Here is a 26915-nt window from a genome sequence, read left to right as displayed (position 1 = left end):
CTTGATCTGAGATTTGCTCCTTGGCGGTTAAAAAAATCCACCATATCAAACCTTAACCCACAAAAAACAGCAAATTCCAAACACTTTATATTTGCAGGAAATCCAAACTATTCTTACTATTCGGATCTTGAATTTTTATTTTACCAATCTTTATTATGCATTCTTTCAAACTTTCAAATTTCGTTTTCTTCGTTTCCATTCTCTTTATTACGGTTCAAGTCGGGGCGCAAGGTGTTGTAATAAAACAAGATTCCGCGGCAGCGAGCCAACCCTTAAAAGTGGGAATAGCTGGAAATGAGCCTTTTGTATTTAACGATTTAGATAACCCGCGGGGAATTGCCATTGAAATATGGGAGGATCTGGCGAATGAAAAAGAATGGACTTTTAAATACGTCCCATTTAATACGGTAAATGCCGCATTGACTGCCCTTCAAAACAAGGAGCTCGATCTTGTGGTAGGTCCAATTAGCATAACTTCTGACAGGGTGACAAAAATGAGTTTTTCGCAACCTTATTACCAATCGAGCCTGTCTATTGCTTCGCGCGCCGACGGGAAAGGGCTTTGGTCGAGAATAAAACCTTTTTTTAGTTTTAGTCTCCTTGTCGCTGTAGGCATTTTCGTATTTATTCTGGCTATTGTAGGAACACTCTTTTGGCTGGCCGAGCATAAAGCATCTCCAGAGCAATTTCCGAAAGATCCGGTAAAAGGAATTGGAAATGGCATGTGGCTGGCCATTGTAACCATGAGCACAACAGGGTATGGCGATATGGCTCCAATAACTTTGCGCGGCAGAATCATTGCCGGTATATGGATGGTTGTGACCATTATTTTTGCCACATCTATGGTAGCGGGTATTGCCAGTACGCTTACCTTATCTGGCCTGGGCACTTCGACTATTAGAAATGCGGAAGAGCTTTCTACAAAAAAGGCTGCCACCATTGCGGGATCTCCAGCGGTAGCCTTTTTAAAAGAATATAGCGCAACCGTTATTCAAACAAGTAATTTGGATGAGGCGATGAATAAATTAAAAAACAAAACGGTAGATGCCGTAGTTTACGACCAGCCGCAATTGATGTATTTTCTAAAAGTGAACAACGACGAAAATCTGTATATTGCCAAGGCCGAATATTACAAACAAGGTTATGGTTTTGCGTTTCCGCTAACGAGTCCGCTGGTATATGATGTAAACAGAACCCTGCTGCGGCTGGCCGAAGAGCATGTGGTGCAAGAAATTATAGACGAATATCTGGGTAAGCAAAAATAAATAATGTAGAAACTGTTCTAATCCAAGTTTTAGGTCAGAATATATGTGTTACGAGAGATAGTTTAATACTTCAGTTCTATATCTAACTGTCGCCCTTCTTCGGCGGCCTTTTTATCCATCCCAGTTCCTACTGCCAATCCCACAACCATGCCTATAGGTATCCCAATTGCAAGCATTGCCATATTGCCAATACTCAGCCCAAAAGCAACTCCAAGTGGAACCCCAAAAGCAGCCATACCAAGTGCGAGCCAGATATTTCTAAAATGGTTCTTTGGAACATACTTCAGATCCTGTTCAACCAGTTTTAAGATTTTGGTTTGTTTATCCTTCACCAATTTCATAAAGTCTTTTCCGCTTATTGTCGTCTCATTTAATTCTTCGATTTCCCCGTTGATCGATTCAATGACCTGATTTGGTATTTCCTTCTTATTCAATTCGCTCAAAAGGATTCTAAGCTGGGTGTAGATACCAGCTAATTTTTTATCGTTGGCCAGTGCTTGTCTGTCTTTTAATTCAATTGTATTCATTTTGATTGGTTCTATTAAGCGGGTTGGTTCTGGAAATAGTTATAACGCAAGGTAACATAAAACCTTTTATAGCTTCGTCCATTTGGACATTCTAAACTACCGTTCATGTAATTTTTCTGGGTTGATTTTAAAAGATACGGCCTCAAGTATTAATTAGTCGATAATACGACCTCTATCAATGCAGGCTCCAGATCAAAACAAACCCATCAATACTTATTCAATGTCAATATATACTTATCGATATAGAGTTGTTTTTCTTTCGATTTATACTGCTGGATGAACCGTGGATGCTCTAATTCTTTTATATTGCCAAATAGCTTTACTTCCGAGTTTAACTTCTCGAGAAAATCTGCATTTTTCTTTCCCAGCGAATACACTTCGGTGGTGTCCAATCCCATACTGATGTGATTCTTGAGAGACTCAATCATGAAATCTTTCACAGCTTCAAAAAGAAAACGGTCATCATAATAATTGGCATTCAGCCATTTGCCTTCTTTTGATAGGCGTAAAATGGCCAACGGAAAAGGTGAGTTGATATAAAACTGGCTGAAGAAAGTTTCCGGTCCACCGTATTCCATAATCATGTCATATAAATAAACTGAAGAAACTTCGTGGGTATGCGCAGAGTGCATTTTGATTCCGCAGACGCTTTCGAGTCGCTTGGTATCGGTAAACGGAACACCGGTTACCCCTGCTCCGTGGCGACTCGGGTTGATGCCGATCATAAACTTTCTTTTGTTCCTGTCGTTGTAGAATTTCTTGTAAAATTGCTCCATCACTACCATCGTTTCCGGATTGTCAAAATAGGGATTGAGCACTCGAAACCCCTTTGGCAATTTCCCTGAAAAGTGCAAGGTGCGGTTGTAATCTATGACTTTCTCTCCAAAGGTTTTTGGCATGGTGGTTTTTTAAAGGATTTCTTTTCTGATTAACTTAAATTTCAAACAGTTGGGTAGTTGGGTTGTTCATGAAATAGCACAATCTGTGAATCCGCTACAAAAAAGGTCTGCTGCAGATGTACATATAAAATCATTCAGAGAAGGTACAATTGTTTGAGTCTTTTGAAAAAAGCCTCTTTAATTTGAACTCGGTAGATACCTTGATAATTCTATCAGTCACTCCTATTTCAATCTGTTCCAAAATTTAGTCTGTATATTGGATTGATTCAGTTTTTGAATTTCAGAATTAGACAACAGTCCTATTCTTTCTCTTTTTTCTGAAAATTCATCCGGTTTATAATTTTTTGGTTTCTGCCTCAATCCATAATACCCGTAACCAGAGAACTTGTTTTTTCCGAATGCTGCTCCAAAATCGCAAATCGTTGCAAAGTGTTCGTTGTACAAATTTCCCGTAAACACTTCTGCATAAAGCAGTGAATCATGTGAAATATTGGGTTGACTATAATGGTGTACCAATATAATAATAGGCATTCCGGCCGAAAACTGGGTATGGCTTATTTTTTGGTGATATTCAGGCAAATCAATTCCAATTAGCCTTTCGCCCGGAAAACCATAGCTTTTATTTCCACAATACGCATTACTTGTTCCTGATTAAGCTTTTTCCATTTTTTGCCTATTATCGGTCTTACTAAGAAATTAGACCATTGGTAATAACGAGCTCTTATTTCCTGATCCGCTTTGAACATTTGATTGATTTCTGCTCTCAATTCAGCATTGATGTTAGCTTCATATTCTTTCTTAAAAGCTGCAGAATCTATAACAATTGAATTCCAATATTGAGTTGACCTGAAGTCTGATAGATCGGGATTTTCCACAAAGTAAGAGATTGGAATACCTCTCTTCAAAGCCGATTTAATAAAATAAAATGTCAGGGAATCAAGGCCTGTTAAAGCAGATACTTCAATAGCGTTAACACAATCTCTGGCAAATTCAAATTCATATTCTTCAAAGCACTTTTGGTAGAGCAAGGCTGACTCTTGATATTTTGAGTCAACAGCCAACAGCTTTGCCTTATTTACTTGAGTGTAATAATCCAAATAATTCTGACCAAAAGAATACTGAATCGTAAAAATGAAAATTATATTAAAAAGATATTTCATTTATGTGGAGGCCGGCACTTACTGATTTAAAGAAAATGGATTTAAATGTGCGAGTCTCTATTCAAAGAATTTAAATACAATCTTCTTAGGCATAAAATGCACAGCTTTAAAATCGGTATTCGCTTTAATTTGATGTTTGATCTCTGGTGGAACAACAAGCGCATCGCCTGCTTTTAAAACGTGTTCCTTATCGTTCATTTTAAAGGTACACTCCCCTTCTTGCACCAAAAGTATAGATTCGAGGCTGGCCAGATGAACCGGCAATAGCTCTCCTGCATTGGCCTGCATTTATTTGGCTATTAGTGTATTGCCTGTTGCCAATGCTTTTATGTTAGGTTTAGTTACTTTGTCCATTGCTTTTTATAGTATTGAATTTATACAGTAATCTCGATTTTTCAATATAAGGTTTTTAATTGGATTCGAGTTCAGAGGACTACTTACGACAATTATAATTTGTTTTACAAGAGCTTCCTAAGTACTGTCCCGCTTGACGAATAGCACCTTGGTTGAGAAATTAAACCTTTGAGTTTACCTACTTATCCCTAAGCTATTCGCATTGTTGAATCAGATTTTCTATTTCAGCTTTCTTACGAACCCGATCAAATGACATTATTTTAGAGACTTCATCAGAGATATCGAGCAATTCAATAGCAGTAACAAAGAATAATCTCGCTCTTCCTGTATTTGGATCCCTTGCGCTTTGCCCAATCACTTTCAAATAGTCGGCCAGAGATTCCATATGCTTGGGTGTCAGGTGCCGGGTATACAGATAGTTCTGGAGTTCGTTTTTGGTTAGTGTGGTTAGCTTTTCAATGTCTATGTCAAGTTCGCTTTGCAAACGCTTATTGGCAAGTTCAATTCCCATCTATTGTCCCGCCTTTTGATTTTAGTCCAAGAAAGTCAGCTAGTATCTTAGCGAATACTTTCCCCATTTGCTCGATTTGATCTTTCAAAAAGTCTCTTTGCTCCATTTTTTTTCAATTGAATGCAAGTTAGCGATTATTGTTTGGAGCTTGCGCGTTTTTGCGGTCGCTTTATTTAATTCCATTATGATACTTGCGACACTTTTGACACTTGCGACAAGCTCTTAAATTTAAACTAACCCAGACGTGTCCATCTGAACCGAAAATATCGAATTCCACCCTCTAGTTGCTAACCACAAATTTTCCCGAGAATCTTTCTTTACTCATTGAGGTGATCTCATAAAAATAAATTTCATTCAAAAAGTCATTTATTTGAGTATGTTCCTTTATCTGCGCCCATTTACTACATTAAATAGAGTCTGTCAATAGAGTCAGGTGGCTGGATCATAAAGTTCAATAGCAAGGCGCACGTAGGATTGAAAATCAAGGAGCCCCGCTGGGGCGGGATGACTGTTTTCAAGACAAGTGCAACGCAGATAGTGGACTGTATAGACAGACACTAAATAATCCTATCCACGCCCCATTCCCTTCTTAAAACCACTTTTTCCGTTTGAAAAACAATAGCATACCAATGGCAATGATTATCATCACAATCCACATAATGAAATAGCTATATTTAAAACTCAACTCTGGTACATATTCAAAATTGGTACCGTATATTCCTGCTATAAAAGTTAATGGGATAAAAATTACTGAAAACACTGTTAGAAATTTTATAATATCATTCAGTTTACTACTTATCGTTGTATGATAAATGTTTAGCTGGTCTGACAGTATTTCACGGTAATAATCTGCTGCATCATTGGCATGACTAATATTATCTTGAAGCTCTTTGAAGTGAACATCAGTGCTTTCAGTAATAAAATCAGAATCGGCCTTGGTAATGCTAAAAATCATTTCTTTAGCAGGCTTTACAATCTTTCGCAAAAAGTTTAATTCACGCTTGTAATCATTAATTTGATATATCACTTTTTCACTTGGATTAAGCAGAAGGTTTTCTTCTAAAGTCTCGATTTTTTCGCCTAAAACACTGATTACGTATAGATAATTATCTACTACGATATCGAGCAAGGCAAAAGTCAGGTAATCAGTACCACCATTGCGTATGCGCTTTTTTTGCTTTCTAATGCGCTCCCGAACCGGCTCAAACACATCGCCGCGGTTTTCTTGAAAAGATATTAAAACATTTTCGGTAAGGATTATGCTCAGGTTTTCAACATGTGTTTTTCCTGTTGCTTCATCCAGGCTCAACATTTTGAGTGTTATCAAGTCGCAATTGTCATATTCAATCATCCTTGGCCTTGCATCTGTATTTAATACTTCTGCCATTACAAGCGTGTCCAGGTCAAACACTTTGGTGATTTCCAGCATTACTGCGGTGTTATGCAATCCATCTACATTTAGCCAGGTTACCGTGTTTTTGTGTTGAAACGCAACAATATCACTCACCGTTTTTAACGCATCTTCCGAAAGATTTGTAGAATCAAAATCTATGATTCGCAATTGCACCTGATCTATTTTTTGATCTCCCTTAAAAATTAGCTCGTCAGGTGAGCGTCCAATTTCTTGTTTACTTTTTTTTAAGAATCGCGCCATATCTTTTCTTAGCATAATGGATATTTAAATTGAATACTATCGATAATTCGTTCATTCAGCAAATTAGTTTTTCAAACTTTAATCGATGCCCAATCATTTAGGGGGCTGGTGAGATACCTCATCAGTCTAAATTCATTTTTGACTAGTTTGACAACTCCAATTTAAAGTATTAATTCAATATAGCTAGTATCCATAATCATTGCTTTTCTAATGCACCACCACACGGCGCATTTCGTGTTGGTACTATTTTACACGGTTTTGGAATGCACATGCACGGAACATGTACCAATATAGCTACTAATAATCTTTTAAGAGCTAAAATATCGAGATAAATATCTGTCTATCAGTTTTATTTAAAAACATTTGAGTTTCTATCCCAGTCCAGGTCTATTCCGAAACCCAATACAGACTTAGGCGTCAATCTCAATCAAACTCTGCTTTAAGCAATGAAAAAACCAAAGAATCTTCCACTTGATTATTTTTAATGAAATGCGCTCGCAACTTGCCTTCTTGCGTAAAATTCATTTTTTTGATCAGGTTTAAAGAAGGCAAATTGTTTGGGCCAATAAATGCTTCAATCCTGTTTAGATTCATTTGTTCAAACCCAGATTTGAGTATGGGCAGCATTGCTTCTGACATTAATCCTAGATGCTTGTGCGCGTCAGCGTATATACCATAACCCAATTCGGCCCCGTTATGACTAGTATACCAAGTGTGATACCCGCACCACCCTATAATTTCACCAGTGGTTTTATTAATTAATTGAAAGTACAGAAACTTCTTATTGTGTGTAGAGAGTCCTTCCTGATATTTGGTTTTTTCGCTATTTATTCCGCAATATTGTTCAATTTACAGGATGATTTGGTTAGAATTTTGAAAGCTTTTAGCGAATTCTTATTTCAAATTTCTTTCTTTCAAAAGACTCTCCAAAGCTGTATTTTTAGTTTTATTTTTGGCTGCTATTGGTATGTAAACTAAGGGTAAAAAAGTCAGCAAGCCAAAGCCATTTTTAATGGAGCTGTAAATGGCAATTCCAATCAGTACGCCGAAGATTACAGCATCATAAACTTTTGTGCGTTTGCTATTCTTTGCTTCTAGCAACAACTCTTGGTCTGTTAATTCTAGTAATTCTTTTTGATTCATTTTTTCTTTTGATTCTTTAGTTTTAGATCTAGATTACTGGGCAGGAATAACGGTATATGGTATGGTTTTGTGCGGGATTAGGAAGCGATTACCTATCAATTTACACCGACTTTTTTCACGAACCTCAAAGCTTGCAAATCCACTTAACCAAGCTTGCACTATCCCATTTGTTATGTGCTTACCTTATTCCTGTTTTGTTTTGATTCTATTGGTTATTTTATCATTGACTACTTTTTATAAATATTTCTCTTGAAAGTGGATCGTCCTTTAGTCGAACAAAATACATTCCGCTTGGGAAATCCGATATGTCAATTTGTGCTTGCTGTGTTATTGAAATTTCTTTAAGAAATATTCCCATTATATTGAAGATTTGAATTCTTGTCTCCTGATTTTCGAGAAGTGAAATGTTTAGGGTTTTGCCCGATGGATTGGGATAAATATTAAATGTTTTTGGGGCCAACAAGTGATTATCTGAAGTTGAAAGTGGATAATTTTTTCGTTTCAAAATCCACGGGTCGCAATCATAAACATCGGTTGAGTCGGCAGAGATGATGTCGCCATATATGACTACAAACGAAAGGTCTCCCCATTGAGTAAGTGTTGGTTCGCCAACGCCGAATATTATGCCTGAACCGTCTGTAATAGTCGAAGGTTCTATCACTAATTGTTTTGGCCCCCAACTGTTCCAATCGTTTGCAATCAATTGTTTTGATTTATAGATACATCGCCTGTTATTTATATTATCGGCACAAAAATAAACCCACCAATCCACGCCATCATTCCATAAATGAGGTTGCACATCATATGGAGCCTGGTCATTCAGCACGTTAGTCATCTGAATAGGTATTTCCCAAGTAGCGCCGTTATCGTAACTTAAAGAATAATATATATATCGATCACGGTCAAAAATCAACAAGAGCGTAGTTGCGTCTATTCTTTCTATGTGTGGATTATCCTCTGCTCCTATGGAACTAACAATTGAAATGGCGGTGGAAGTATTCGGGTTGATAGACACATTTTTCATAAACATTATTTCCATTCCCCAAGGCGAACCATTGTCAGTTGTGTAAACAAAAACATCAAATGTGTCGGAGTTTAATAATACGCCATGTGCACCGCCTTCCATTGTTGCAGAAGTGGCAAGATTAGAGCTTGTCCAAGGGTTAAATGGCAAACTTGTATCTGATTTTGATGCTAAAATTATATCGCTATGCATGTAATTTGGGCATCCGAAAGGATTTGTAACTGTGTCAATCCCCAACAGAGGCGGGCGGAAATACGGTACGAAATTTATACATGGAGAAATGTCACCAATCCAAGAAAAAGCATCAATTGGCAAATAAGTACTGTATAAATGCTTGCCGTCACGGGTGATATATAAACCGTCTTCCCACCCACCAACGTTAATTGGTTGAATTGTCGGGGCTAGATAATTTGTATCTGCGACAATAAATGTTGCGTTAGATTTAATTGCAGACCAGTTGGGTTGTGCTTTTGCTGTCACTGAAAATAAAATTCCGCAAAGTAATAAAAGTCGTAACATATAATATTTGTTATTGGTAAAATATTAAAAAGTCAGTCGATAAGGTTTGCACATAACGGTTAGTGTAAAATGCGTTTTAATGTATTTTACATAGTGTTGTCCACATTTTATTATTCGGTTTTTTCCCCTGTATATTTCCAAAATTTAATCCCAGTGACATTTTCGCCTTCAAGGAGAAAGGTGTAATATGTTCCACTTTTTGTATTAAAATATGTGCTATCGGTTTCTGGCAGTAGCAGGATAGGTTCATCTGTGAAATCTCCATCTATTTCCAAGCCATTTTCCTTTATAGTAACATTAGCCACACCTAGTTCTGGAAATATATAAGTCCCCACCATGGGAGTCCGTTCCACTACAGATTTGTTTGCAACTTTTCGTAAATCTGGTTCAATCCCGGGTAGCAGGTATTCGTTGGCAATGCTCAATAAGATTTCTTGTATTATGCTGCCATTATCCGAATTTACCATGACCACTACTGCAACAGGATGTTCTTTCCAAACGACCAAGTTGGCTCTGAACCCTTCATCAGCACCTCCATGTCCATATGTATGTTCGCTTACACCTGGTCCAAGGCCATGATCATTCATTCCAGAAGTCAGCATTTCGTTAACTGTCTCCACCTTCAATAATCCATTTTCTTGTGTTTGCTGAGTTTTTTGAACTTCCTTAGCCCAAAGTATGAGTTGAGATGGGGTTGTCCAGAGTCCAGCTGCTGCCATTTCAGGGTATATTGGCCACTTACCTTCAACCTCTTCACCGCTTGCACGATAACCTGTTGCAGCTATGGATTGATACTTTTGAGGTAGCGGATTTTCAAAAGTACTTAGCGTCATTCCTAAGGGGTCCAATACGTTCGATTGCATTATTTCTGGGAATGGCGTTTTTTCAAGGTCCGAAATCATTAATTGCATGATAGTATAGCCTCCACCAGAGTACATCCAACTTTCACCAGGTTCTTTATATACGTGTACCGAATCTGTATTTCCCTTACCATTCAAAACTTCCGCTACACTAGGTATCGTATCACCTTTATCATATCCTGGAAACCCCCAAACTGTCAATCCAGCAGTATGATTTAGAATTCTTCGAGTAGTGACCTTTTCTATTTCTGTAAACTCATTTTCAGGTAGCTTCCAGCTAGATAAATACTGGTTAACATTTGAATCCAAATTTATTACACCATCTTCTGCAAGTTGGTGAGCTCGAATGGCAGCAACTGGTTTGCTAATTGATCCAGCCAAGAACATTGTCTCGCTAGTTACTAAACGATTTTCTGAACTGTCAGCAACACCATAACCTTTAGCCCATTCAATGTGACCACCATTGATCACTGCGATGCTTACCCCAGGAATACCAAGTTCCTTCATTCTTTCTTCAATTTTGTAGTTTGGTATACTATCTCCTTGTATTTGGAAATTAGGCTGAAGGCCATTCTCTATTCTGGAGATTCTCGTACTTAAAAGTTCTTTATTCTTTCCAGTTTCAGGAGAGCAAGCTATTAAAATTAATAAGATCAGAAGCGTATTCAAGACTTTCATATTCCTTGTGATTATGGTGGATAACATTCCGATAAGCGTACACGTACGCATATTGAAAAATTAGTGTAACAAATAGTTGTACGCTTATCGAAAAATAAGCTCACCTGTTACGTTTATTTCAGCTATGGGCACATAAGTTTTAATATCCATTTTGCACTCCAAGTTTAATCAAAAACCCAAACGATTACAACTTATAATACACCAAATGTGAAAAACCAATAAATCCTCTTACCACTATTGCAGAAAGCAACAATAAACCAATGCAATCACTATAATTATCTAAGAGATTAAAGTGGCCGTCTAAATAAATCAATCAAGTGATGGATGACCTAAGCGCCAAGTCCAAATAAAAATTCGGCACTAAGTTTTTTTTTACCGCTTCAAGGTAGTTGGCATGATTTCTATTCTGAAGTCTCAAACAGTTTCAAAATAGTTTATTGCTGAATAACCAATTTATTCACTTGCTTCATTCCGTCTAATTGATAGATGACACAATATACACCTGCGGCTACATCACTTAAATCTACCGTCTCAATTGGTTTGACCTGTGAATTTAAAAAAATGATTTCTCCAAGTGTGTTTGAAATAAAAACATCCTCCGGTACCTGAGTGCCAAAATCTAACGTGAATAATCCATTATTTGGATTGGGATAAATGGACAGCTGTTCTATATCTTCGTCGTTAATGGAGAGTACACCCACAAACGGATAGGTACGCTCGCAAAGGCGCTAAGCCGCAAAGGTAAAGTTGGCAGGAGATGGCGGGGTAGGTTACAGGCTCTCGAAAGCATACACTGCTTGCAGTGGTGCATTATTTTATTCTGCGAAAACGCTCATTCTAGCATCCCTTTCCCTATCTCAAGCAATGCTAAAAGTTCCGCTAAATCACCTTCTTTCAAACGCACACGCGAGTCTGAATCATAGCACACGAGTTGTAAGTAGGCTGTCCACTCCTGGTTTTTCAAATAGCATCCGACCTCAAATTCTCCTCTGGTTCTATACGTTACTTCGGTGCGATTTATAAGATTGGCCGAAACCAATTTTGCCTGAATCATTTTTACAGCGTTTATTAAACCGTCAATTTCATCTGTATCTACGGTGGCAACTTTAGTATGTGTATTGTAAGTGCTTACAACAAGATACTCAAATCTTAACGCTCTTAAACTGTCTAAAGAATTTAAATCAAGATAATGAATCACTTTAATGTCAACTTTCCTTACTGTGCCAACCTCTAAAAATTCCATTTGAATAAGCTTACCGGAAGTATTGGCGAACTTTTCGGCATTGCTCAGCCCTTTCATTTGCGCTTCACATTGGCTGTAACCCAAGCTTGCCGCAAATACTGCGATTAAAAAAATTACTGTTTTTTTCATGGTTTTATTTAAATTGATCTCTCAAAAACAAAATATTAAATTAAGAATGTCGCCTCACATTCGTATTCTCAAAATTTGAAATGCGGTACGCTAATGCTTCCTTTTGATGTGCTCTAAATTTTATCATATAGAATTTGAAACGTTAAAGAATCATCCCTTCTTTATGATTGTATTGCCCTTAAAGTGTTTGTATATAAAGGTTCGGGCATTTCAAATCTCTTAATTTTGGCCAAGGTTTTTAATAAAATCCTTTTCGTAATAGTTAATCTACACTTTCTCAAAAACCAATCTATAATGCTCCATTATTTCCTGTTCAAAACATACCCTGTTAGGACTTATTTTAAAAATAGCTACTTGATGTCTAAACTCTTTATTAGTAATATATTTAGGAAGCAACGAGGCATATAGCCAATACTTTTTTAACCCAAATTTCCTAAACTTCTTTCTCCATTGGCCAATGGTTTCAATATAGTCGAGCCTGCCACTGCTTTGAGATATAAGTTTGAAATGAGGCTGGGCATTGTGTACTACCATTTCCGGCCCATATGGAAGCCATGAACCTGGAAATTCTTTAATCATTAAAGCCATAACGTGTGCTGCAGATCCCTTTTTGGCTTTTACATCTATCTCCTCAAAGTCGATCATATTCTTGCCAAAAGTCATCGTTTGCATGTAAAACCTCCCACCTATTGGCATTAGGTTATTTAGAGTTTGAAAAAAATCGCTGTAAATCTGCTCTTGTTTCCCGGCTTTCCATTCTTCTACAGCGCAGAAATGCTCCAGGCCACCAATGCAGGTTATGGCATCAAAAACACCAAAATCTTCGATTTTCACAGTGCGACAATCTTTCACTCTAACGTCCAACCCATTTTTTCGACAGGCTTCTGCTTGGCCCTCAGATAGCGTCAATCCGATACCGGAAGCACCTCTTTCCAACGTTAAATAATGAATGAATGGACCCCAGCCACAGGCCATATCCAGCACTTTACTTCCGGCTTTAATGTTCAGACTATCTGCTATAAATTTGTGCTTCGCCTTTTGAGCCTCTTCCAGACTCATTGAGAAATCCCCATCATATTTGGCTCCACTATAATCTGCGGACTCTCCTATGCTTAAGCGAAATATTTTATCGATCGTGGTATATGTAAAATCCAGATCCTTTTTGTCTGCCATTATTCTATTTCTTAATTATAACTTCACTAAGCTGCGCACCTTGGAAGGTGGTACAGTACCCACTGGGTGTTTTATTTTGAATATGGGGATTGCGTGGTGCAATTTCTAAATTTCCTTAAATCAACCTCCTATCCTACCGCTAAAAATAGCGTTTTATTTAAAATAGAGGGGCAGTGATAAGCAACGAAGTTATTTTTGTGGTGGGTCTATCTTCAAATATCAATTACTCTTCTGCACATTTTAGTAGGTAGTGAAAAAATCCTGATACTTTCCCTTCCTTAAATCTTCATTAAAATCGTTTCCGACCTTTTGACAATATCTAAACTCTCTTCAGATTCTGTTTCGTAAAGATATTTTGAAAAATAAACATTTTTTAGATTTGCCCAATAACCTACATTAAATTTCAGATTTCCATACTGAATGGCCAGGTCAATATTGTCTCCCACATTATTAGCTTGTTAAGCACAGCATAGTATGGTTGTCGTAATTTCCAAAAGGAAACCACCGGGAAGGATATTGAAATGCAGTACCGTGATGTGATCAGTTTAAAAAATCTACTCAAAGAAAGAAAATATGAATTCAAGCAAGTTGGCAGTAGGTTATTTATAAGGAAAGGTGCGATTATCTGAAATTAAGCTTAAACTTTTTTTTAGAATTGATTGTTACGTGACCTGATAGAAACAGTTTTCTTTATCGCAGCCTTAATACTAAAACTATAATTGATGGATACGTCAAACCACAAAGAAAGATTAGTTAATTCTCTTCAAGAGATACTTCAGAAAAATTATGATGCCGAGGAAGGTTTGAAGCATGTAATGCAAAAAACGGATAGCCCCGTCTTAAAAAAATGGCTTCAGCAGAAAGCGAATGAGCGAAGCGGTTTCGCTACTGAAATAGATAGTGAATTGAAAAAACTTGGGGCTGCATCAAAAGCATCGGGTAGTATTCTAGGGACTGCCCACAGGGTATGGATTGACGTAAAAACTGCCCTTTCTACTAATAGAGCTGAAACGATTTTGGAAGAATGTATAAGAGGCGACAAAGCGAGTGTGGAGGAGTATAATGAACAGTTGAAGGCTCCGTATATGGCTGGCTCTGTAATAGAAGTCTTAACAAATCAAAAAGCAAAAGTGGAACGATCGCTGCTCACCTTTAAGCGTTTAGAAGACCTCGTGGATTAATTAAAACCGCGATAGTAATTTTGGTAGCTCTTCTACAAACAAATCTGGATATTTCTGAACTGCGAATTTCAATCCTGAAGGAATTTCGAGTTGGTGCAGTGCTCTACTGACGATAAAAAAGGAGTGAAATGCCAAAGGGCGGTTTCTTATTGTGTTTCATTATCGCCTTTAATTCCATACGCTTACCTTTGTGAATATGAAATTAAGTGTATTTGGTATTCAAAACTTTTTAGTGGCACTGATTCTATTAGCTTTTTCAACTTTAAATTCTTGGGCTCAACTAGTTTCTGAACCGGATTCCATTGAGAATCTGCTCGAAAAAGAAGCTCACGACGATCTGGAAAGCGAGCGCGCAGTTTCGCCCGTTGAAGAACTAATAGAGTCGTTGAATTCTTCTACAGATTTTACTTCATTCGTAGATTCAATGGCCTTGGAAATTAAAATTTCGGATATCTATAATTCGCTCTATCCAAGGGTTGATACCATTGGGCTTGATTATTTACCATTTAAGTATGCCCTTGTGGGATACATTCGCTTACGAAATGAAGGAATGCTTGAGAATGAAGACATACTTAGTATCATTGATTACACCAAGCCCAGTAAATTTAGGAGATTTTACTGCATTGATTTGGTGAATTTGGAAATTCTGTTTCACACTTATGTGAGCCATGGTAAGAATACAGGAGGCGATAAAGCAATTAAGTTTTCCAATACAGCAGAATCGCTCCAATCTAGTATGGGTCTTTATATAACGGGCGAGACTTACAGAGGCTCAAAAGGCTTTAGCCTGCGGCTTGATGGCGTAGAGAAGGGAATTAATGACAATATGCGGGCGCGTGCCGTGGTAATGCATTCGGCACCTTATGTGAGTCAAGATTTTATTCAGAAATACGGACGGCTTGGCAGAAGTTATGGATGTCCGGTCGTTCCGGTAGAATTGCACAAAGAAATTATCAATACGATAAAAAATAAATCAGCGGTTTTCGGATATTATAATGACGACCGATATCTCCAGCAGAGTACTTTTATTCAAATGCGCTCGCTTTTAAAGAATTAGTTTCTATTCAGAAATGGTCGACAATAGCTTCTTTTGTTCTGCATCGTGCCCATATACATCAGGAAGAATAGCGAGTTCACCATCGGCATTTACCCAAGTAGTAAGATATATGATTTCAACGGGTATCTTCTTATCCAAATTCACTTGAGTAGGGGAGTCGGAGTGCATCGCCTCGCTAATTTTTGAGCTATTCCATTCTTTTCTGTCTGCAAGCAGATACTCTGCCAGCTTCTGTGGCTTTTCCAAGCGCACACAGCCGTGACTTAGACTTCTTTCGGTGCGGTTAAATAAATAATCTGCAGGCGTATCGTGTAAGTAAATGCTCATGTCATTAGGCATAATAAATTTAACCAGTCCTAGTGAATTTGACCCTCCCGGCTGTTGTACAAAGATGAAATAACGCGAAGAAATATCTTTGTCGCTCCAGTCTATTTTTCTTTGATCTATCTCATTGTCACCTTCATAGGCTTTAAAGTTTTTCTTAATATAGTGAGCCGGATCGTTTCTCAAGTTTGGAATCATTTCTTGCTGAACGATACTTTGAGGAACGGTCCATGTGGGGCTAAACACAAGGTATGAAAGTGTATCTACAAATATGGGAGTAGGATTGTACTCTTTACCCACAATTACAGCCATTTCCAGAGTCCGCTCCCCATTTCTAAATACACGAAGTTTGTATTCGGGAACGTTTACCATGATGTATTCCTTACCGTTTCTGCGTGGCAATGTTTTGAGCCTTTCCAGATTAAGTGCGATTTTTTCCAAAACCTCTTCATCGCTCATGTTAAGCTGTTCTACAGTTTCACAATCTAGCTTACCGCTATTTTCCAGACCACGCAAGGTTTGGAAGCGAGCCAAAGATTTCGCCACCTCAGGGCGAGAAGTACCGATACTTGTTTTGTTCTTAAAGCCCCATTGGTTTAGCCTTTCGGCCAATTTAAGGTCCATAGTATCGCGAGCCAATGAATCCCAGTCAAGAAAATCGCATGAAAAGAGAAAAGTGGAGGTGTCTTTTTTAGATTGAATTTTTTGAAAGGTTGCTAATAAGGCCACGTACTCGGCACTACTGGGTCGATAGAAATTTAACAGCGAATCTAATTGCCCACTATTTTGAATTCTTGCAAGGTCATTAAGCACATCGCGATTATTCTGATCTACATACCAATGCGCCTCGCCGTTTGAATAGCTTTCTAACTGACCTTCCAAAAGATTATTAGCGAAATGAGAAAACTGCGCTGAAATATTTAGATCTGCTCTTGCGAGGACTGTAGAATCTACTTGCCCGGATCCATACACTATGTCGATCAAATAATCAATGGAATCTGCATAGCTTGAATAAACAGCATTGCCTTCATTGATAAGCTCGTAAGCGGTATTCTTCAGCGACAAGAGTTGAGATGTTGGCCTTTCGGTACCAAACCACATGGAACAATGGTTTCGCTGTGAGTAGAATTCACCAAGCTGCATTTTCAAATTCTCGGCTGAGCCTCCATTTTTGCTGGCCGAAAATTCAGACAATGCTTTAGAGACATCTAAGGTGTGATTAAAGTCTGTAGACGCGGTGTTTTCCTCTTCAACTATTTTCTGGGAACTATCAACAGAGCATGAGCAAAAGGCAAACAAAAGAAGTGTAAAAAGGAAAATTTTATGCATTTTAAGGTTTTAAAAAGTAAAAGTATATTTTGGATTCGGGCTGCTGAATGTATTGGGGTGTTTTTTGTCAAGCTTTCCGTATGTCAATTCGCTTATGTTTTCTTTCCAACCCCGTTCGAAAATCATACCATTGATGGGGAAGCCAACAAGAAGCTGCCGGACGAGTTGTAGTAATGGTTTAAAGAAAAAACCAAAATTTTATTTGAGTCAGATGAGCCTGAAGTGAGTTGAGGAAAGAAGTCAACACTTTTGGTAGAAATATTCCTGCTGACAGTTCAGAATTGGTGGTTTTTTTAATGGTATTGAAGCGTATTTGGTGTTCAATTACTGTAGAGTTTAGATGCCATGAACCCAGCTAGGTTTCGCACCGAGTATGCCCTGTCTTATTTAATTGACATCAAAAAGATAAAAGTATTTAACGCCATATAAAACAAAGCCGGAAAAGAAATCCAAATGCTATCTTTTAGTTTTAGTCTTACTATAAGGCCAGATAGCATAAGCAAGGCAAGACCGAGAGATGAAATGGTTAAAATTAAATTAAATTTAAGCCCTACGATTAAACCTGTTGCTCCCATAACTTCCAATATTATGGTTAATAAGCCAATTTTTTCTAATCCAAATCGCTTAAATTCTTTTTTCATTTGCGGTGATATGAAGTAGGAAACAGCATAAGCAAAAAAGGATAAACTCGATATTAAAATGCATATTTTAACTACATCCATAGCTGCTTATTGGATTGATTCTAACGCCAGAAAAGCGCATAAAATCAAAAGAATGAGAGAAGGCAAACGTTTGATAAAAGGGTTCTTTACCTTAAAGTGAAAATATTGAGCACCTATCATAAATAGCCCCATAAGAACAGCGGGAATAAAAACCAATGATGAATACCAAATACCCGCCACAAGCAATGTAGCCAAGGCTATTTTAGCTGCTCCTACAAAATTTCGGGTTAAATCACTTAATCCGAATTCTTTAAATTCTTTAACGACATTGTGAAATCTGAATACCCATACATAAGCAACAGAAATAGCAACAGCTATTTGCACCAATTTTGTTAAGTCTTCCATGTTCATTTGTTTTAGTTTGTTTAGTCTTAGTGGCTTTTTGGAATTTGCTTTGTTTTTAATTTATGCTCCAATTTCCCCTTTTTAATTTCAATAAAAAACTTTTTTCACGAAAGTTTTATTTTAATTCTATTTTGTCTATCAAGAGTTTAAATTGTTCGTTTTTTTTATTTCCAATTAAAAAGGTGATCTCTTCAATAGATTCAGCTGAAAAATTTGGCTGGTCAAGTCTTCTTCCTCTATACGAAGGGTACATATCTTTTAGAGGAATTTCTATTTCCTGCCATTCTCCCGAGGTGGAAAAAGGTGCTATATAGGAATAATAATCTCCCGAATTAGCTTTTATCCTAAATTGATAATTTTTACCATCGCCTCTTAATTTGATACTAATCTTGGTGAAACCCTTAACTGATGTTTTTTCGAATTGATAACGCACTGAAGAGAATCCTCCATTGTTAGCTAACGATATATTGCCTTCGAAAACACCAAAACCATCAGCATTTAATTTAAAAGTGCCTGCTGATTCACCTCCCATTACCACATCATCTACAATTATCCAATCTTGAATAGCTGAATGTTTGTTAAAATCAAAAATTACCTGAGAGGGTAAAGAAGAGAATATTGTCATCATACAAATTAAGTATTTCATAATATTATGTTTTAAATTAATTAAGTGTTGCAGCTATAAAGCAGAGACTATTTGAAGCTTTTGCCTGTGTGCCTGTACCGGTTTTAGCCACCAGAAATAAATCTTGGAAACCACTGTACTCCTCATTTTTTCTGCGGTTCTGATAGCGTGGTTTCCGGTTTTCCATTCTGTGTGTCCATTCATTTTTTATTTACCAAGTTTCTTTTTTCAAATCCATTTGTCGTTGCAGTATTCCCACAACTTCATTTTCATTGAATTGAACCTAAACTATGCATCAGAAACTTTTAGTTGAGTTTAATTTCCAATATCTAAAACATTCAAATCTAATTCTTGTTTAAAGATATGATAATAATCTTAAACAAAATTTAAAACAATTAAAACATGAAAAAAGTACTTTTCGTATTATTCAGTCTTGCATCAACTATGGCATTTAGTCAAAAAAATGACGTGGTAGACATTGCCATTAGTTCAAAAGACCACACGACCCTTGTAGCTGCTGTTAAAGCAGCCGATTTGGTTACCACCTTAAAAGGCGAAGGGCCGTTTACAGTATTCGCTCCTACCAATGCCGCTTTTGATAATTTGCCTGCCGGAACAGTTGAAAGTTTGCTGAAGCCGGAAAACAAAGCCCAGTTGTCGAAAATTTTAACCTACCATGTGGTAAGTGGAAATTTAGATGCTGCTGCTGTGGTGGCCGCCATCAAGAAAGGAAAGGGTAAAGTTGAACTAACAACAGTTAGCGGCGGAAAATTAATTGGATCCTTAGAAGGTGACAAAGTGAAATTAACGGACGAAAATGGCAATTCTGCCTACGTAATTGTTGCCGATTTAAAAGGTAGTAATGGCGTGGTGCACGTAATTGATGCGGTTCTTCTTCCGAAGTAATCAAAAATTAATTCTCGATCTCAAAGCTCCTTAAAGAAATTTAAGGGGCTTTTTTTTGTGCTTAACGCAAAGAATTAGGCACCATAAAACTGTTTACCAAAACATTATACCGATCGGGTGGTATACAAAACTTCGTGAATTAAAGGTTTAGACCTTGTTTATCTCTCCTTCTTTATAGGATGCCTTTTTAAATAGCTCAAATTTCTCCATACCCATTCCAATGGGCCGAACTGATAATATTTTAGCCAAATTGGACTTATGATTAATTGAAAAACCCAAATTGAAAATACGATATATAAAAGTTCATGGCGTTGGAATGTTCCAAATAATCCAAATCCGGCACCAGTAAAAATGAACATGGCAAAAATAGAGTGCATTACATAATTGGTCAAAGCCATTTTGCCAACGGCCGCAAGTGCGTGCTTTAGCCATTTCAATATAGATATTTTACAAAAAAGCATTATCAGTGCAATATGTCCTATCGCTACAAAAACTCTCCCTAAGTCGTAGGTAAGGAATGATTTGGAAAATGCCAGCATTGAGAAATTGCCGTCTATAATTAATTTTGTTTCGTAAAAGTTCACCGCTAACCCTATACCATAACCTACTATGGCCATGAGTCCATAAAAGCGATATGATTTTTCGGCAGAGAGTATTTTCATTTTATACAATGCCATACCTAAAAGCATCATGCTTAATACATCCCACAAGTCATATCTATAAGGGTAAAGTTGATTATAGTGTGTGTTTATAGGAGCAAGAAAAGCCACCACACCAAAGTAGCCTTTGCGCATATTGGTAGTATGCTCTTCTATAGCTTCGGGAGATCTTTCATACACCCTTTTCTCCCATTTCTCGTCTGCTTCTTTAAGTTCTTTTGTTAGCTCTTTCCCTTCTAACCTATAGTTATCAGCAAGTTCTACATCTTGATTAAATTTTATATCATTTCTGTAGTCAGCGTAGGTCCACAATGTACCACCTAGAAATAAAAATATTGCAATTGTGATTAATTTTTTGGGAAGCATTTTTCTAAATGAAAATGCCAAAAACCCCATTAACGCATAATTGTACAAAATTTCACCGACCCACAAGAGCAAGTAGCAATGAATCAATCCAAAAACCAGAAGCCAAGTGAGTCTTCTAAAATAAATATTGGCAGCATTTATTCCAGCTCCCTTTTTTTCAAGCCGATCCATAAATATAAACATGCCAACGCCGAACAATAGCGAAAACAGGGCTCTCATTGTGCCTTCAAACAGCATATTGGTTGTTATCCAGGTATAAAGACTCCAACCCGTAGCCCCTCCTGACACAGTTGGGTCTTCATAGGCGCCGGCGAGCCCCATTCCGTTAATGTTCATTAATAGGATACCCAATAAAACGATCCCTCTCATTATGTCAAGAGATTGAATCCGGTCAGAGGGTTTTAAAGGAGTGTATGAGGTGGTTAGGTCGGGCATTTAAGTTAGCTGTTATAATGGTTGAGTTAATTCTGTTTTGGGCTATGATTACCTACAATTGTATAAAACATGATATACAATTGCGGTGATTCACTTACTTCATTTGGTTAAAAATCTTCACCCCTTAAAGTGGGGTGAAGATTAAGTATTACCAGGCGTGCTTCATAAATATTGGTTAGGTATTTAGGAATAAAGCAAGCCTTAAATTCCTTTAATCAATAAGTAGTTTTCGAGTCATCAACGATTCCCCGCTACGTATTGTGATGATGTACATGCCGCCTGCCAGATCTCCTTCATTAAATTCAATGGCGCTTTGCCCGGCCTGCAGATTGCGCTGAACGATGGTTTTTCCGGTCATATCAGTTATGGAAATGCTACCTGCATCCATGTCCTTCTCAAAACGCAAGCTAAACGCGCCCTTATTGGGATTAGGAACAATCTGCACAGCTGTACTTTCCATGTCAATATCATTTATGCCAACAGTTTCGCTGAAATAGGCATTCAGATATACGCTTGATGAAAGCTCCGTACCCGCACCTTCGCATAGGGTGTAAAGGAAGATTTCCAGATTTTCATAATTCAATATATTATCGTCAGATTGGGAAATAGTAAGGCTGGCATTGTCGATGCAATCATTGGCAGGTACATTTACAAACTGCACACCGTTATCATTTGTATTAAAAATATTGTTTCCAAATCCCTGAATTATCGCACCATTAAGGTTGGTAGATGCATTTCCTTTCAAGTAATAGGTGCGGTTTTCATTGCTTTCATTACATATTTTCAACTGGAAAGTAGTAGATGTGCCCACTGGAATATTATTCAAAGTTAAATTATCGCTATCGTCTGCAAATGTGAGTAGGGGCTGATCGCGCTGATAGCCACCTTGGTATGGGCAACTACTTTTCGTACCAGGGTCTAATCTAAAAATTGGCGTTCCGTACATCGGGTCTTTTACCACAGAAAGGTTAAAGATGTCACCACTATCATCATCCGCAAGGGTATATCTTACCAGTTTAGAACCTTCTACGGTTTGGTTCTGCGTTTCGCCAAAGCGCTTAGATGCTTTGTATTCGTAACCTCCTGTAATCCCAGATCCTCCTATTTCAACTACCGCCGTTATACCTATATTTCCCTGTATGTAATGCTCATATTGAATGGTATTGGTCTCCAACACAGTAATACTGCTCTCGTTGCTGCTGGAAGTGCTTGCGCTAAAAGATGTATTACCAAGCAATTCATTATCCGGATTATTTACATTGGCCAAATTCATATCGAGCACCTGATTCCATACATCCATCTGATTTTGTGCATTATTGGTAGCTTCAGGACCGTTGATTAATGAATCGGCAACAAGAATTTCCAAATCTGCAATTTCGCTTTCAATGGCTTCTTTGGTGTAAATAAACTTTCGCGGTAAGCCCACAGGCACATAAATCAAACCTTGCTTGGTGTCGCTGGTGCAGCTGCCTTCCGGCAAATACCGGTAATCGTAAACACCTAGAGCCAAATCAGTACCGTAACCGATAAAGACATCGCCTCCCCCATTTGGGCCGGTAAGCGCCGAAGTAGAAAATCCTTGATTTACGGTAACGCAAGTTTGGTCTGATGTGGTAACCACAGCCATATCGCCAACGGTTAATCCAGCGCTCATCGTTACCGAAAATTCAAAGTTTGTGGTGACAAATATCCCTGCAGAACCGGCGATGCCAAGTTTTACTGCCACGTTTGCCGAGTTGGAACCATCTTCAGCATAGCTGGTTTGAAAATTCCGGCAAGTGGTTTTACTGTCCTGAAATTCACTGCTGCTGCCATCGCCTGGAGGGGCATGCAAAATAAGATAAGGAATTTGTGGTTCAACAACAGTGTCCAAAATGGGCACGGCCACTTGCGGATCTATGACCCCTAAAACTGTAAAAGGAATTACAAATTGATAGGATTGATAATTTGGTGCGCTGGGATCTCCCGTTTGATCCCTAACGATAAAAGTAAGATAAGATAGACTTGAAGCCTTGGCGAATGTAACTGGGATGTCATGATGTAAAACTCCCGCCGGCGGATTATCAGGCTGCTGTACAACCTGCCACGGCATAGCTTCACCTGGTTCTCCATACTTGTAGCTCAACTGCCAATTCAAGGCTAAATATCCAGCTGCAGGAATATCTACTGTAACTATTGTTGTTTCGCCGGCTGTTGCCAGGTGATGGCTGCCTTCGCTCGCCGTAAGCGTAGATGCGGGTGCATCGGGAAGACCAAAAATAGGATAATAAAATGTGGTCACGCTTGCACTGCTGGTTTCGCAGATCGTAGGACCTGGATTAACGGACATTGTATAGCCAGTTATGGTATTAAAATTTAAGTTCTGCGCCTGTGCTGTGCCGGCGCTAATAAGAAAGGCGGCGCACAATCCCGCAAGTACGGGCAGGAAAAGCGCATGGTTAGATGAGTAGAATTTTGTTTCCATTTGGTTAGATTTTTTAATAAATGTAGCGGCCGATTACATTATTCTGCTCATAATTTTCCGAATGGATGGTTTTACTGTCCGAAAGTGGGTTTTGAGCTACCGAGGTAGTTTGTGTTTGGTGATTGGTTTGCTGCATCTGTATGGAGTCCTTCAGTCCTGAGATCGGCTAAGTTGGTGATTGGTTTTTAGTAAGGCATCACCAAAGGATAGTGGAATAACAGCCTAACTCCTCCATGCAGTCGTGGTTGTTTTCATCTAAAGAATTTTATAGAAGTCAAAAATTACTTATTGTAAGATGAACTCTATCCTGAATGCTCGATAAAAATAAATCGAAACAATGAGTCAGCAATCACGTCAGAACCGGCATATGTAGATTCTTTCATGCTATAAACAATCTACCTCATGGCGAATTCTAACAGCCCAGATGATTAACCGATTTTTTAAAACAGAGCCGTCCAGGCACATACTTTCCCACACCACTTCAAAAGCCATAATAACCAATCCAACAAACATCAAAGCAGAACCAATCATTATAAAAAGCACGCTTGGAGTTGACATGGCAGCAGACTATTTAATCACATCTTCGGGAATTGCCGGGTTATAACCAAGCTCTATGATGCTACCAATTTCGGGGTGCATGTTTTTTCCTCATTTTATATGATTTTACAATTCCTTTGAGACCAAATAAGAAGTATAAATCAGATAAAAAACAACCAATACCAATGCTTCCCACCTGTCGAGTTTTTTCCTTTTCCCTGTAAACATTGCAATGATTAGGAAAACTGTTCCTCCAATCAATATAGCAAAATCTTGATTGAAAACGGGATTATATTCTATAGGATTTATTAAAGCGCTAATTGAAATGATAAGAAGAATGTTAAAAATGTTTGAGCCAATGACGTTTCCAATGGCGATGTCGCTATTCTTTTTAAGGGCAGCGACAATTGAAGTTATTAATTCGGGTAGCGAAGTGCCGGCAGCAATGATAGTTAATCCGATTATTTTTTGACTAACACCTAAATCTGTTGCTATATCAATGCTATTATCCACCACAAGCTTCCCTCCTATAATCAGTCCGCCAAAACCTATTAAAATTAAACTCCAAATCTTCAGATTCGTTTTTTGAATATAAGGAATTACTTCAATTTTTTCGGTTTTCATTTGTTTGAATATGTAGTACAGAAAAGATACAAAAGATACGAGCAAAATAATTCCGTCAAGTCTTGAAATTACCGGGTTTTGATTCATGAAGAAATCGTTTGCAAGCCCAAATAATACTACTGTAATTATTAAGGATATAGGGATTTCTCTCCAGGCGGTGGATGACTGCACAGTAATTGGATAAACCAATCCGGCTATTCCCAATATTAAAAACAAGTTAAAATTATTGCTGCCAATAATATTTGCCAAAACGATATCTGAAAGCCCGTCAATTGAGGCTACAGAATTAACAACTAATTCGGGTGCGGAAGTACCAAAAGCGACAATTGTTAAACCAATTACCAAATCAGGAATATTGTATTTTTTCGCCAGGCCTGATGCGCCATCGACAAGCCAATTAGCCCCAAAAATTAAACCTAAAAACCCGGCTACGATTAATAGTAATGAAAAAACCATATTATTCTATATTTTTTTAAATGTGCCAAATTCATATTGTGCATCTCTGCTTTATACGATTTTCTTATAGGTACCAATTTATTGAAATCCAAGAAGTTAAACGAGTTTCATTGTCAATCAATGAATCGAAACGATTGTCCAGTCCCAATTCTATTTTCTGTTGATCATTGATTACATAACCTATATTAGGAACTACCCTAAATTCTAAATCATATTCATCGTTTTGGAGGCTATTGAGTAACTCTGTATTAAACTTGATATAAAATTCTTTAACATCAACTTTTAAACCTGATAATGGTATTTCAGCGCTTACCCTATATCTCAATCTGAATTCAGGGTTTTCTTCAGGCGAAAATGTTTGGTCAGCAGCTATTCTATGTGCCAACCGAAAAGACGCTAATTTGGTTTGAAATATAAATTGCTGAATCGTTCTATAAACTACTATATCAGGTTCTATACGTGTTAAAAACCCTGCAACAACTTTTGAATTTAGGCCTACTTTTCTTCCCACCAGTGCCGAAAAATCACTTAATCCATAATTATAATTAAAGTCTCTACTTTCCGAAGTATTGTTGTTATACACAAAATGCCTTGATTCGTATTTGAGATTTACATCCCAATTGGTGTTTAATTTGTGATTGTAATTTATGGAAGGTAAAAAGCCAACCCTTGTTGGGATTTGTGCAAAAACCGTTTTTGAGGCTGTAACCAACAAAAGAGCCAACAGCAGTTTAATTCTAATATTCAAGGTGGTCGGCTTCATCTTGTATTATCATTTGAATATGTTGCATCTCTCCTTGTGCATTAAAAGTAATTTCATATTCCTGGGTGTTTCCGGGATTTTTTCCTTTTAAGACTATCTCGAAATAAACCTTTACTGCGTTGCCTGGTTCATTTTTATGTATAGAAGTTAAGATATCGCTATGGCTTCCGCTGTAATGAATTTGTATCTTTTGAAATTTCCATTTTTCATAAAGAGAATCAAGTTTTTGTTCTATTTTGTTAAAGACAACTGGTGGTATTTCACTTGATTCTATTATAAATTCTACATCTTGTAAAATTCCCAATGTATCAAATTCAACACTAAATTTTTTCTTATTGTGTTTAAATTTGGCTTCGATGGAAACAGCGTCGAGACTTATTTCTTTATACCACTTTATTCTTGAATCGGGACCGATTGAATCGATAAAGGCTTGCGCCGATTGCGGAATCATTTCGGACTTTATTCTGTATTCTCTTTCATATTTATACTGTGCCTTTAAAGCATTTGATAAAAGTAATAAAAAGCCTATTGATAGAATTAAAGTTATAATTTTCATAAACTTATCTTTGTTGCTTTTTGTAAGAATATATTGTTGGGAATCATAATTTTTTCATTTGTATCGGTCTTCAAAATTACATAGAACAGCCCAATGTCTGACACGCGTCCACTAATATCAAATTCCTTATCAATTATTGTAATTGATTCTCCCAATTTAACAGGGTGGCTTATAAAAATGATAAGGGCAGAAGAAATGTTTGAAAGTATGGACCATTGAGCAAATAAGGTAAGGTAACCGTTCGGCGGTAAGTTTTATTGCTTTATTCGCAGCAGGTAAACTTAAATTAGATACGACCCTAAAGCATCCAACCAGGAATATTAAATGATAGCCTCATTAGTAAAGCATATCCTTAAGAGCCCGCTTCTGCCCTGACCAAACTTGAAATCTATTATAAATTCTAATTCATGCAAACCATTCGAATAGT

Annotated in this window: 31 protein-coding genes; 4 read left to right on the top strand and 27 right to left on the bottom strand. The window is 37.6% G+C overall.

All coding sequences use genetic code 11. The features are described 5' to 3' along the window. Nucleotides 1-155 precede the first annotated feature (155 nt). Nucleotides 156-1265, top strand: a complete 1110-nt coding sequence (locus G3O08_RS02535) for a transporter substrate-binding domain-containing protein (RefSeq protein ID WP_163283081.1) — start codon at nt 156-158, stop codon at nt 1263-1265. Between the two features lie 62 nt (nt 1266-1327). Here the strand turns inward: G3O08_RS02535 and G3O08_RS02530 are convergent, their stop codons facing one another. From G3O08_RS02530 to G3O08_RS02460, 15 genes are all read right to left on the bottom strand, one after another. Continuing rightward, a complete protein-coding gene (locus tag G3O08_RS02530) occupies nt 1328-1792 on the bottom strand; it encodes a hypothetical protein (protein WP_163283080.1) in 465 nt (154 codons plus the stop codon). A gap of 206 nt (nt 1793-1998) precedes the next feature. Beyond that, nucleotides 1999-2691: an SMUG2 DNA glycosylase family protein gene (locus tag G3O08_RS02525; RefSeq protein ID WP_163283079.1), complete on the bottom strand. Its 693-nt coding sequence runs from the start codon at nt 2689-2691 to the stop codon at nt 1999-2001. A 222-nt stretch (nt 2692-2913) separates the two neighbouring features. Then, nucleotides 2914-3270, bottom strand: a complete 357-nt coding sequence (locus tag G3O08_RS02520) for a hypothetical protein (protein WP_163283078.1) — start codon at nt 3268-3270, stop codon at nt 2914-2916. A gap of 11 nt (nt 3271-3281) precedes the next feature. Continuing rightward, the gene (locus G3O08_RS02515) at nt 3282-3851 is read right to left on the bottom strand and encodes a hypothetical protein (RefSeq protein ID WP_163283077.1); all 570 of its coding nucleotides are present in this window, start codon (nt 3849-3851) and stop codon (nt 3282-3284) included. A 57-nt stretch (nt 3852-3908) separates the two neighbouring features. Beyond that, nucleotides 3909-4139, bottom strand: a complete 231-nt coding sequence (locus tag G3O08_RS02510) for a cupin domain-containing protein (RefSeq protein WP_163283076.1) — start codon at nt 4137-4139, stop codon at nt 3909-3911. A 259-nt stretch (nt 4140-4398) separates the two neighbouring features. After that, entirely contained in the window at nt 4399-4716 is a 318-nt protein-coding gene (locus G3O08_RS02505; protein WP_163283075.1) for a hypothetical protein, read from the bottom strand. 589 nt (nt 4717-5305) lie between these two features. Next, nucleotides 5306-6385, bottom strand: coding sequence for a magnesium/cobalt transporter CorA (gene corA, locus G3O08_RS02500; protein ID WP_239540855.1), 1080 nt, complete (start codon nt 6383-6385; stop codon nt 5306-5308). 408 nt (nt 6386-6793) lie between these two features. Further along, entirely contained in the window at nt 6794-7201 is a 408-nt protein-coding gene (locus G3O08_RS02495) for a GNAT family N-acetyltransferase (protein WP_317164012.1), read from the bottom strand. Between the two features lie 63 nt (nt 7202-7264). Further along, on the bottom strand, nt 7265-7513 hold the full coding sequence (locus G3O08_RS02490) for an FUSC family protein (RefSeq protein WP_163283074.1): 249 nt from the start codon (nt 7511-7513) through the stop codon (nt 7265-7267). A gap of 220 nt (nt 7514-7733) precedes the next feature. Next, on the bottom strand, nt 7734-9017 hold the full coding sequence (locus tag G3O08_RS21625) for a T9SS type A sorting domain-containing protein (protein WP_163283073.1): 1284 nt from the start codon (nt 9015-9017) through the stop codon (nt 7734-7736). 149 nt (nt 9018-9166) lie between these two features. Further along, nucleotides 9167-10594 (bottom strand): serine hydrolase domain-containing protein, encoded by a 1428-nt coding sequence (locus G3O08_RS02480; protein WP_163283072.1) that lies wholly within the window; start codon nt 10592-10594, stop codon nt 9167-9169. A gap of 434 nt (nt 10595-11028) precedes the next feature. Continuing rightward, the gene (locus G3O08_RS02475) at nt 11029-11295 is read right to left on the bottom strand and encodes a T9SS type A sorting domain-containing protein (RefSeq protein ID WP_163283071.1); all 267 of its coding nucleotides are present in this window, start codon (nt 11293-11295) and stop codon (nt 11029-11031) included. Between the two features lie 131 nt (nt 11296-11426). Then, nucleotides 11427-11966, bottom strand: a complete 540-nt coding sequence (locus G3O08_RS02470; protein WP_163283070.1) for a hypothetical protein — start codon at nt 11964-11966, stop codon at nt 11427-11429. 267 nt (nt 11967-12233) lie between these two features. Next, the gene (locus G3O08_RS02465) at nt 12234-13139 is read right to left on the bottom strand and encodes a class I SAM-dependent methyltransferase (protein ID WP_163283069.1); all 906 of its coding nucleotides are present in this window, start codon (nt 13137-13139) and stop codon (nt 12234-12236) included. 278 nt (nt 13140-13417) lie between these two features. Beyond that, entirely contained in the window at nt 13418-13585 is a 168-nt protein-coding gene (locus tag G3O08_RS02460) for a hypothetical protein (protein WP_163283068.1), read from the bottom strand. Nucleotides 13586-13861: 276 nt separating this feature from the next. On the opposite strand from G3O08_RS02460, the gene G3O08_RS02455 reads away from it, so the two are divergent. Together G3O08_RS02455 and G3O08_RS02450 are read left to right on the top strand one after the other, a co-directional pair. After that, the gene (locus G3O08_RS02455) at nt 13862-14320 is read left to right on the top strand and encodes a ferritin-like domain-containing protein (protein WP_163283067.1); all 459 of its coding nucleotides are present in this window, start codon (nt 13862-13864) and stop codon (nt 14318-14320) included. Nucleotides 14321-14516: 196 nt separating this feature from the next. Next, complete coding sequence (locus tag G3O08_RS02450; RefSeq protein ID WP_163283066.1) at nt 14517-15377, top strand: murein L,D-transpeptidase catalytic domain family protein; 861 nt, start codon at nt 14517-14519, stop codon at nt 15375-15377. A gap of 3 nt (nt 15378-15380) precedes the next feature. Here G3O08_RS02450 and G3O08_RS02445 read toward each other — a convergent pair whose 3' ends face one another. From G3O08_RS02445 to G3O08_RS02425, 5 genes are all read right to left on the bottom strand, one after another. Beyond that, complete coding sequence (locus G3O08_RS02445) at nt 15381-17030, bottom strand: L,D-transpeptidase family protein (RefSeq protein WP_163283065.1); 1650 nt, start codon at nt 17028-17030, stop codon at nt 15381-15383. A gap of 383 nt (nt 17031-17413) precedes the next feature. Further along, nucleotides 17414-17752, bottom strand: a complete 339-nt coding sequence (locus G3O08_RS02440; RefSeq protein ID WP_163283064.1) for a DoxX family protein — start codon at nt 17750-17752, stop codon at nt 17414-17416. Nucleotides 17753-17758: 6 nt separating this feature from the next. Continuing rightward, on the bottom strand, nt 17759-18097 hold the full coding sequence (locus G3O08_RS02435; protein ID WP_163283063.1) for a DoxX family protein: 339 nt from the start codon (nt 18095-18097) through the stop codon (nt 17759-17761). A 115-nt stretch (nt 18098-18212) separates the two neighbouring features. Continuing rightward, entirely contained in the window at nt 18213-18743 is a 531-nt protein-coding gene (locus G3O08_RS02430) for a CIA30 family protein (protein WP_239540849.1), read from the bottom strand. A gap of 16 nt (nt 18744-18759) precedes the next feature. Next, nucleotides 18760-18909, bottom strand: a complete 150-nt coding sequence (locus tag G3O08_RS02425; protein ID WP_163283062.1) for a hypothetical protein — start codon at nt 18907-18909, stop codon at nt 18760-18762. 215 nt (nt 18910-19124) lie between these two features. On the opposite strand from G3O08_RS02425, the gene G3O08_RS02420 reads away from it, so the two are divergent. Beyond that, entirely contained in the window at nt 19125-19628 is a 504-nt protein-coding gene (locus tag G3O08_RS02420; RefSeq protein WP_163283061.1) for a fasciclin domain-containing protein, read from the top strand. A 158-nt stretch (nt 19629-19786) separates the two neighbouring features. Here the strand turns inward: G3O08_RS02420 and G3O08_RS02415 are convergent, their stop codons facing one another. The 7 genes from G3O08_RS02415 to G3O08_RS02385 form a co-directional block, all read right to left on the bottom strand. Continuing rightward, complete coding sequence (locus G3O08_RS02415) at nt 19787-21088, bottom strand: DUF418 domain-containing protein (protein ID WP_163283060.1); 1302 nt, start codon at nt 21086-21088, stop codon at nt 19787-19789. A 211-nt stretch (nt 21089-21299) separates the two neighbouring features. After that, entirely contained in the window at nt 21300-23552 is a 2253-nt protein-coding gene (locus G3O08_RS02410) for a T9SS type A sorting domain-containing protein (protein ID WP_163283059.1), read from the bottom strand. A gap of 384 nt (nt 23553-23936) precedes the next feature. After that, nucleotides 23937-24110: a hypothetical protein gene (locus G3O08_RS02405; RefSeq protein WP_163283058.1), complete on the bottom strand. Its 174-nt coding sequence runs from the start codon at nt 24108-24110 to the stop codon at nt 23937-23939. 105 nt (nt 24111-24215) lie between these two features. Then, nucleotides 24216-25169: a calcium/sodium antiporter gene (locus G3O08_RS02400; protein WP_163283057.1), complete on the bottom strand. Its 954-nt coding sequence runs from the start codon at nt 25167-25169 to the stop codon at nt 24216-24218. Between the two features lie 64 nt (nt 25170-25233). Next, on the bottom strand, nt 25234-25917 hold the full coding sequence (locus G3O08_RS02395; RefSeq protein ID WP_163283056.1) for a DUF2490 domain-containing protein: 684 nt from the start codon (nt 25915-25917) through the stop codon (nt 25234-25236). Beyond that, nucleotides 25907-26488, bottom strand: a complete 582-nt coding sequence (locus G3O08_RS02390) for a hypothetical protein (protein ID WP_163283055.1) — start codon at nt 26486-26488, stop codon at nt 25907-25909. Before G3O08_RS02390 ends, G3O08_RS02395 begins: the two co-directional genes overlap by 11 nt. Further along, nucleotides 26485-26685: a mechanosensitive ion channel domain-containing protein gene (locus G3O08_RS02385; protein WP_394352316.1), complete on the bottom strand. Its 201-nt coding sequence runs from the start codon at nt 26683-26685 to the stop codon at nt 26485-26487. The genes G3O08_RS02390 and G3O08_RS02385 overlap by 4 nt, the downstream gene beginning before the upstream one ends. Nucleotides 26686-26915 lie beyond the last annotated feature (230 nt).

It is taken from the genome of Cryomorpha ignava, from assembly GCF_010686655.1.
GTDB classification, from domain to species: Bacteria; Bacteroidota; Bacteroidia; order Flavobacteriales_D; family Cryomorphaceae; genus Cryomorpha; species Cryomorpha ignava.
The sequence above is the reverse complement of the archived record's forward strand: the minus strand, read 5'-3'. Positions and strand labels throughout refer to the sequence as shown.

Coding starts and splice junctions, on each gene's coding strand:
- G3O08_RS02425 (WP_163283062.1), bottom strand. CDS start 18,909: ATGGAAAACCGGAAACCACGCTATCAGAACCGCAGAAAAAATGAGGAG.
- G3O08_RS02465 (WP_163283069.1), bottom strand. CDS start 13,139: ATGGCAGACAAAAAGGATCTGGATTTTACATATACCACGATCGATAAA.
- G3O08_RS02455 (WP_163283067.1), top strand. CDS start 13,862: ATGGATACGTCAAACCACAAAGAAAGATTAGTTAATTCTCTTCAAGAG.
- G3O08_RS02430 (WP_239540849.1), bottom strand. CDS start 18,743: ATGAAATACTTAATTTGTATGATGACAATATTCTCTTCTTTACCCTCT.
- G3O08_RS02510 (WP_163283076.1), bottom strand. CDS start 4,139: ATGCAGGCCAATGCAGGAGAGCTATTGCCGGTTCATCTGGCCAGCCTC.
- G3O08_RS02470 (WP_163283070.1), bottom strand. CDS start 11,966: ATGAAAAAAACAGTAATTTTTTTAATCGCAGTATTTGCGGCAAGCTTG.
- G3O08_RS02435 (WP_163283063.1), bottom strand. CDS start 18,097: ATGGAAGACTTAACAAAATTGGTGCAAATAGCTGTTGCTATTTCTGTT.
- G3O08_RS02535 (WP_163283081.1), top strand. CDS start 156: ATGCATTCTTTCAAACTTTCAAATTTCGTTTTCTTCGTTTCCATTCTC.
- G3O08_RS02505 (WP_163283075.1), bottom strand. CDS start 4,716: ATGGGAATTGAACTTGCCAATAAGCGTTTGCAAAGCGAACTTGACATA.
- G3O08_RS02525 (WP_163283079.1), bottom strand. CDS start 2,691: ATGCCAAAAACCTTTGGAGAGAAAGTCATAGATTACAACCGCACCTTG.
- corA (WP_239540855.1), bottom strand. CDS start 6,385: ATGCTAAGAAAAGATATGGCGCGATTCTTAAAAAAAAGTAAACAAGAA.
- G3O08_RS02400 (WP_163283057.1), bottom strand. CDS start 25,169: ATGGTTTTTTCATTACTATTAATCGTAGCCGGGTTTTTAGGTTTAATT.
- G3O08_RS02390 (WP_163283055.1), bottom strand. CDS start 26,488: ATGAAAATTATAACTTTAATTCTATCAATAGGCTTTTTATTACTTTTA.
- G3O08_RS02490 (WP_163283074.1), bottom strand. CDS start 7,513: ATGAATCAAAAAGAATTACTAGAATTAACAGACCAAGAGTTGTTGCTA.
- G3O08_RS02405 (WP_163283058.1), bottom strand. CDS start 24,110: ATGTCAACTCCAAGCGTGCTTTTTATAATGATTGGTTCTGCTTTGATG.
- G3O08_RS02530 (WP_163283080.1), bottom strand. CDS start 1,792: ATGAATACAATTGAATTAAAAGACAGACAAGCACTGGCCAACGATAAA.
- G3O08_RS02410 (WP_163283059.1), bottom strand. CDS start 23,552: ATGGAAACAAAATTCTACTCATCTAACCATGCGCTTTTCCTGCCCGTA.
- G3O08_RS02440 (WP_163283064.1), bottom strand. CDS start 17,752: ATGGATGTAGTTAAAATATGCATTTTAATATCGAGTTTATCCTTTTTT.
- G3O08_RS02450 (WP_163283066.1), top strand. CDS start 14,517: ATGAAATTAAGTGTATTTGGTATTCAAAACTTTTTAGTGGCACTGATT.
- G3O08_RS02480 (WP_163283072.1), bottom strand. CDS start 10,594: ATGAAAGTCTTGAATACGCTTCTGATCTTATTAATTTTAATAGCTTGC.
- G3O08_RS02515 (WP_163283077.1), bottom strand. CDS start 3,851: ATGAAATATCTTTTTAATATAATTTTCATTTTTACGATTCAGTATTCT.
- G3O08_RS02420 (WP_163283061.1), top strand. CDS start 19,125: ATGAAAAAAGTACTTTTCGTATTATTCAGTCTTGCATCAACTATGGCA.
- G3O08_RS02415 (WP_163283060.1), bottom strand. CDS start 21,088: ATGCCCGACCTAACCACCTCATACACTCCTTTAAAACCCTCTGACCGG.
- G3O08_RS02445 (WP_163283065.1), bottom strand. CDS start 17,030: ATGCATAAAATTTTCCTTTTTACACTTCTTTTGTTTGCCTTTTGCTCA.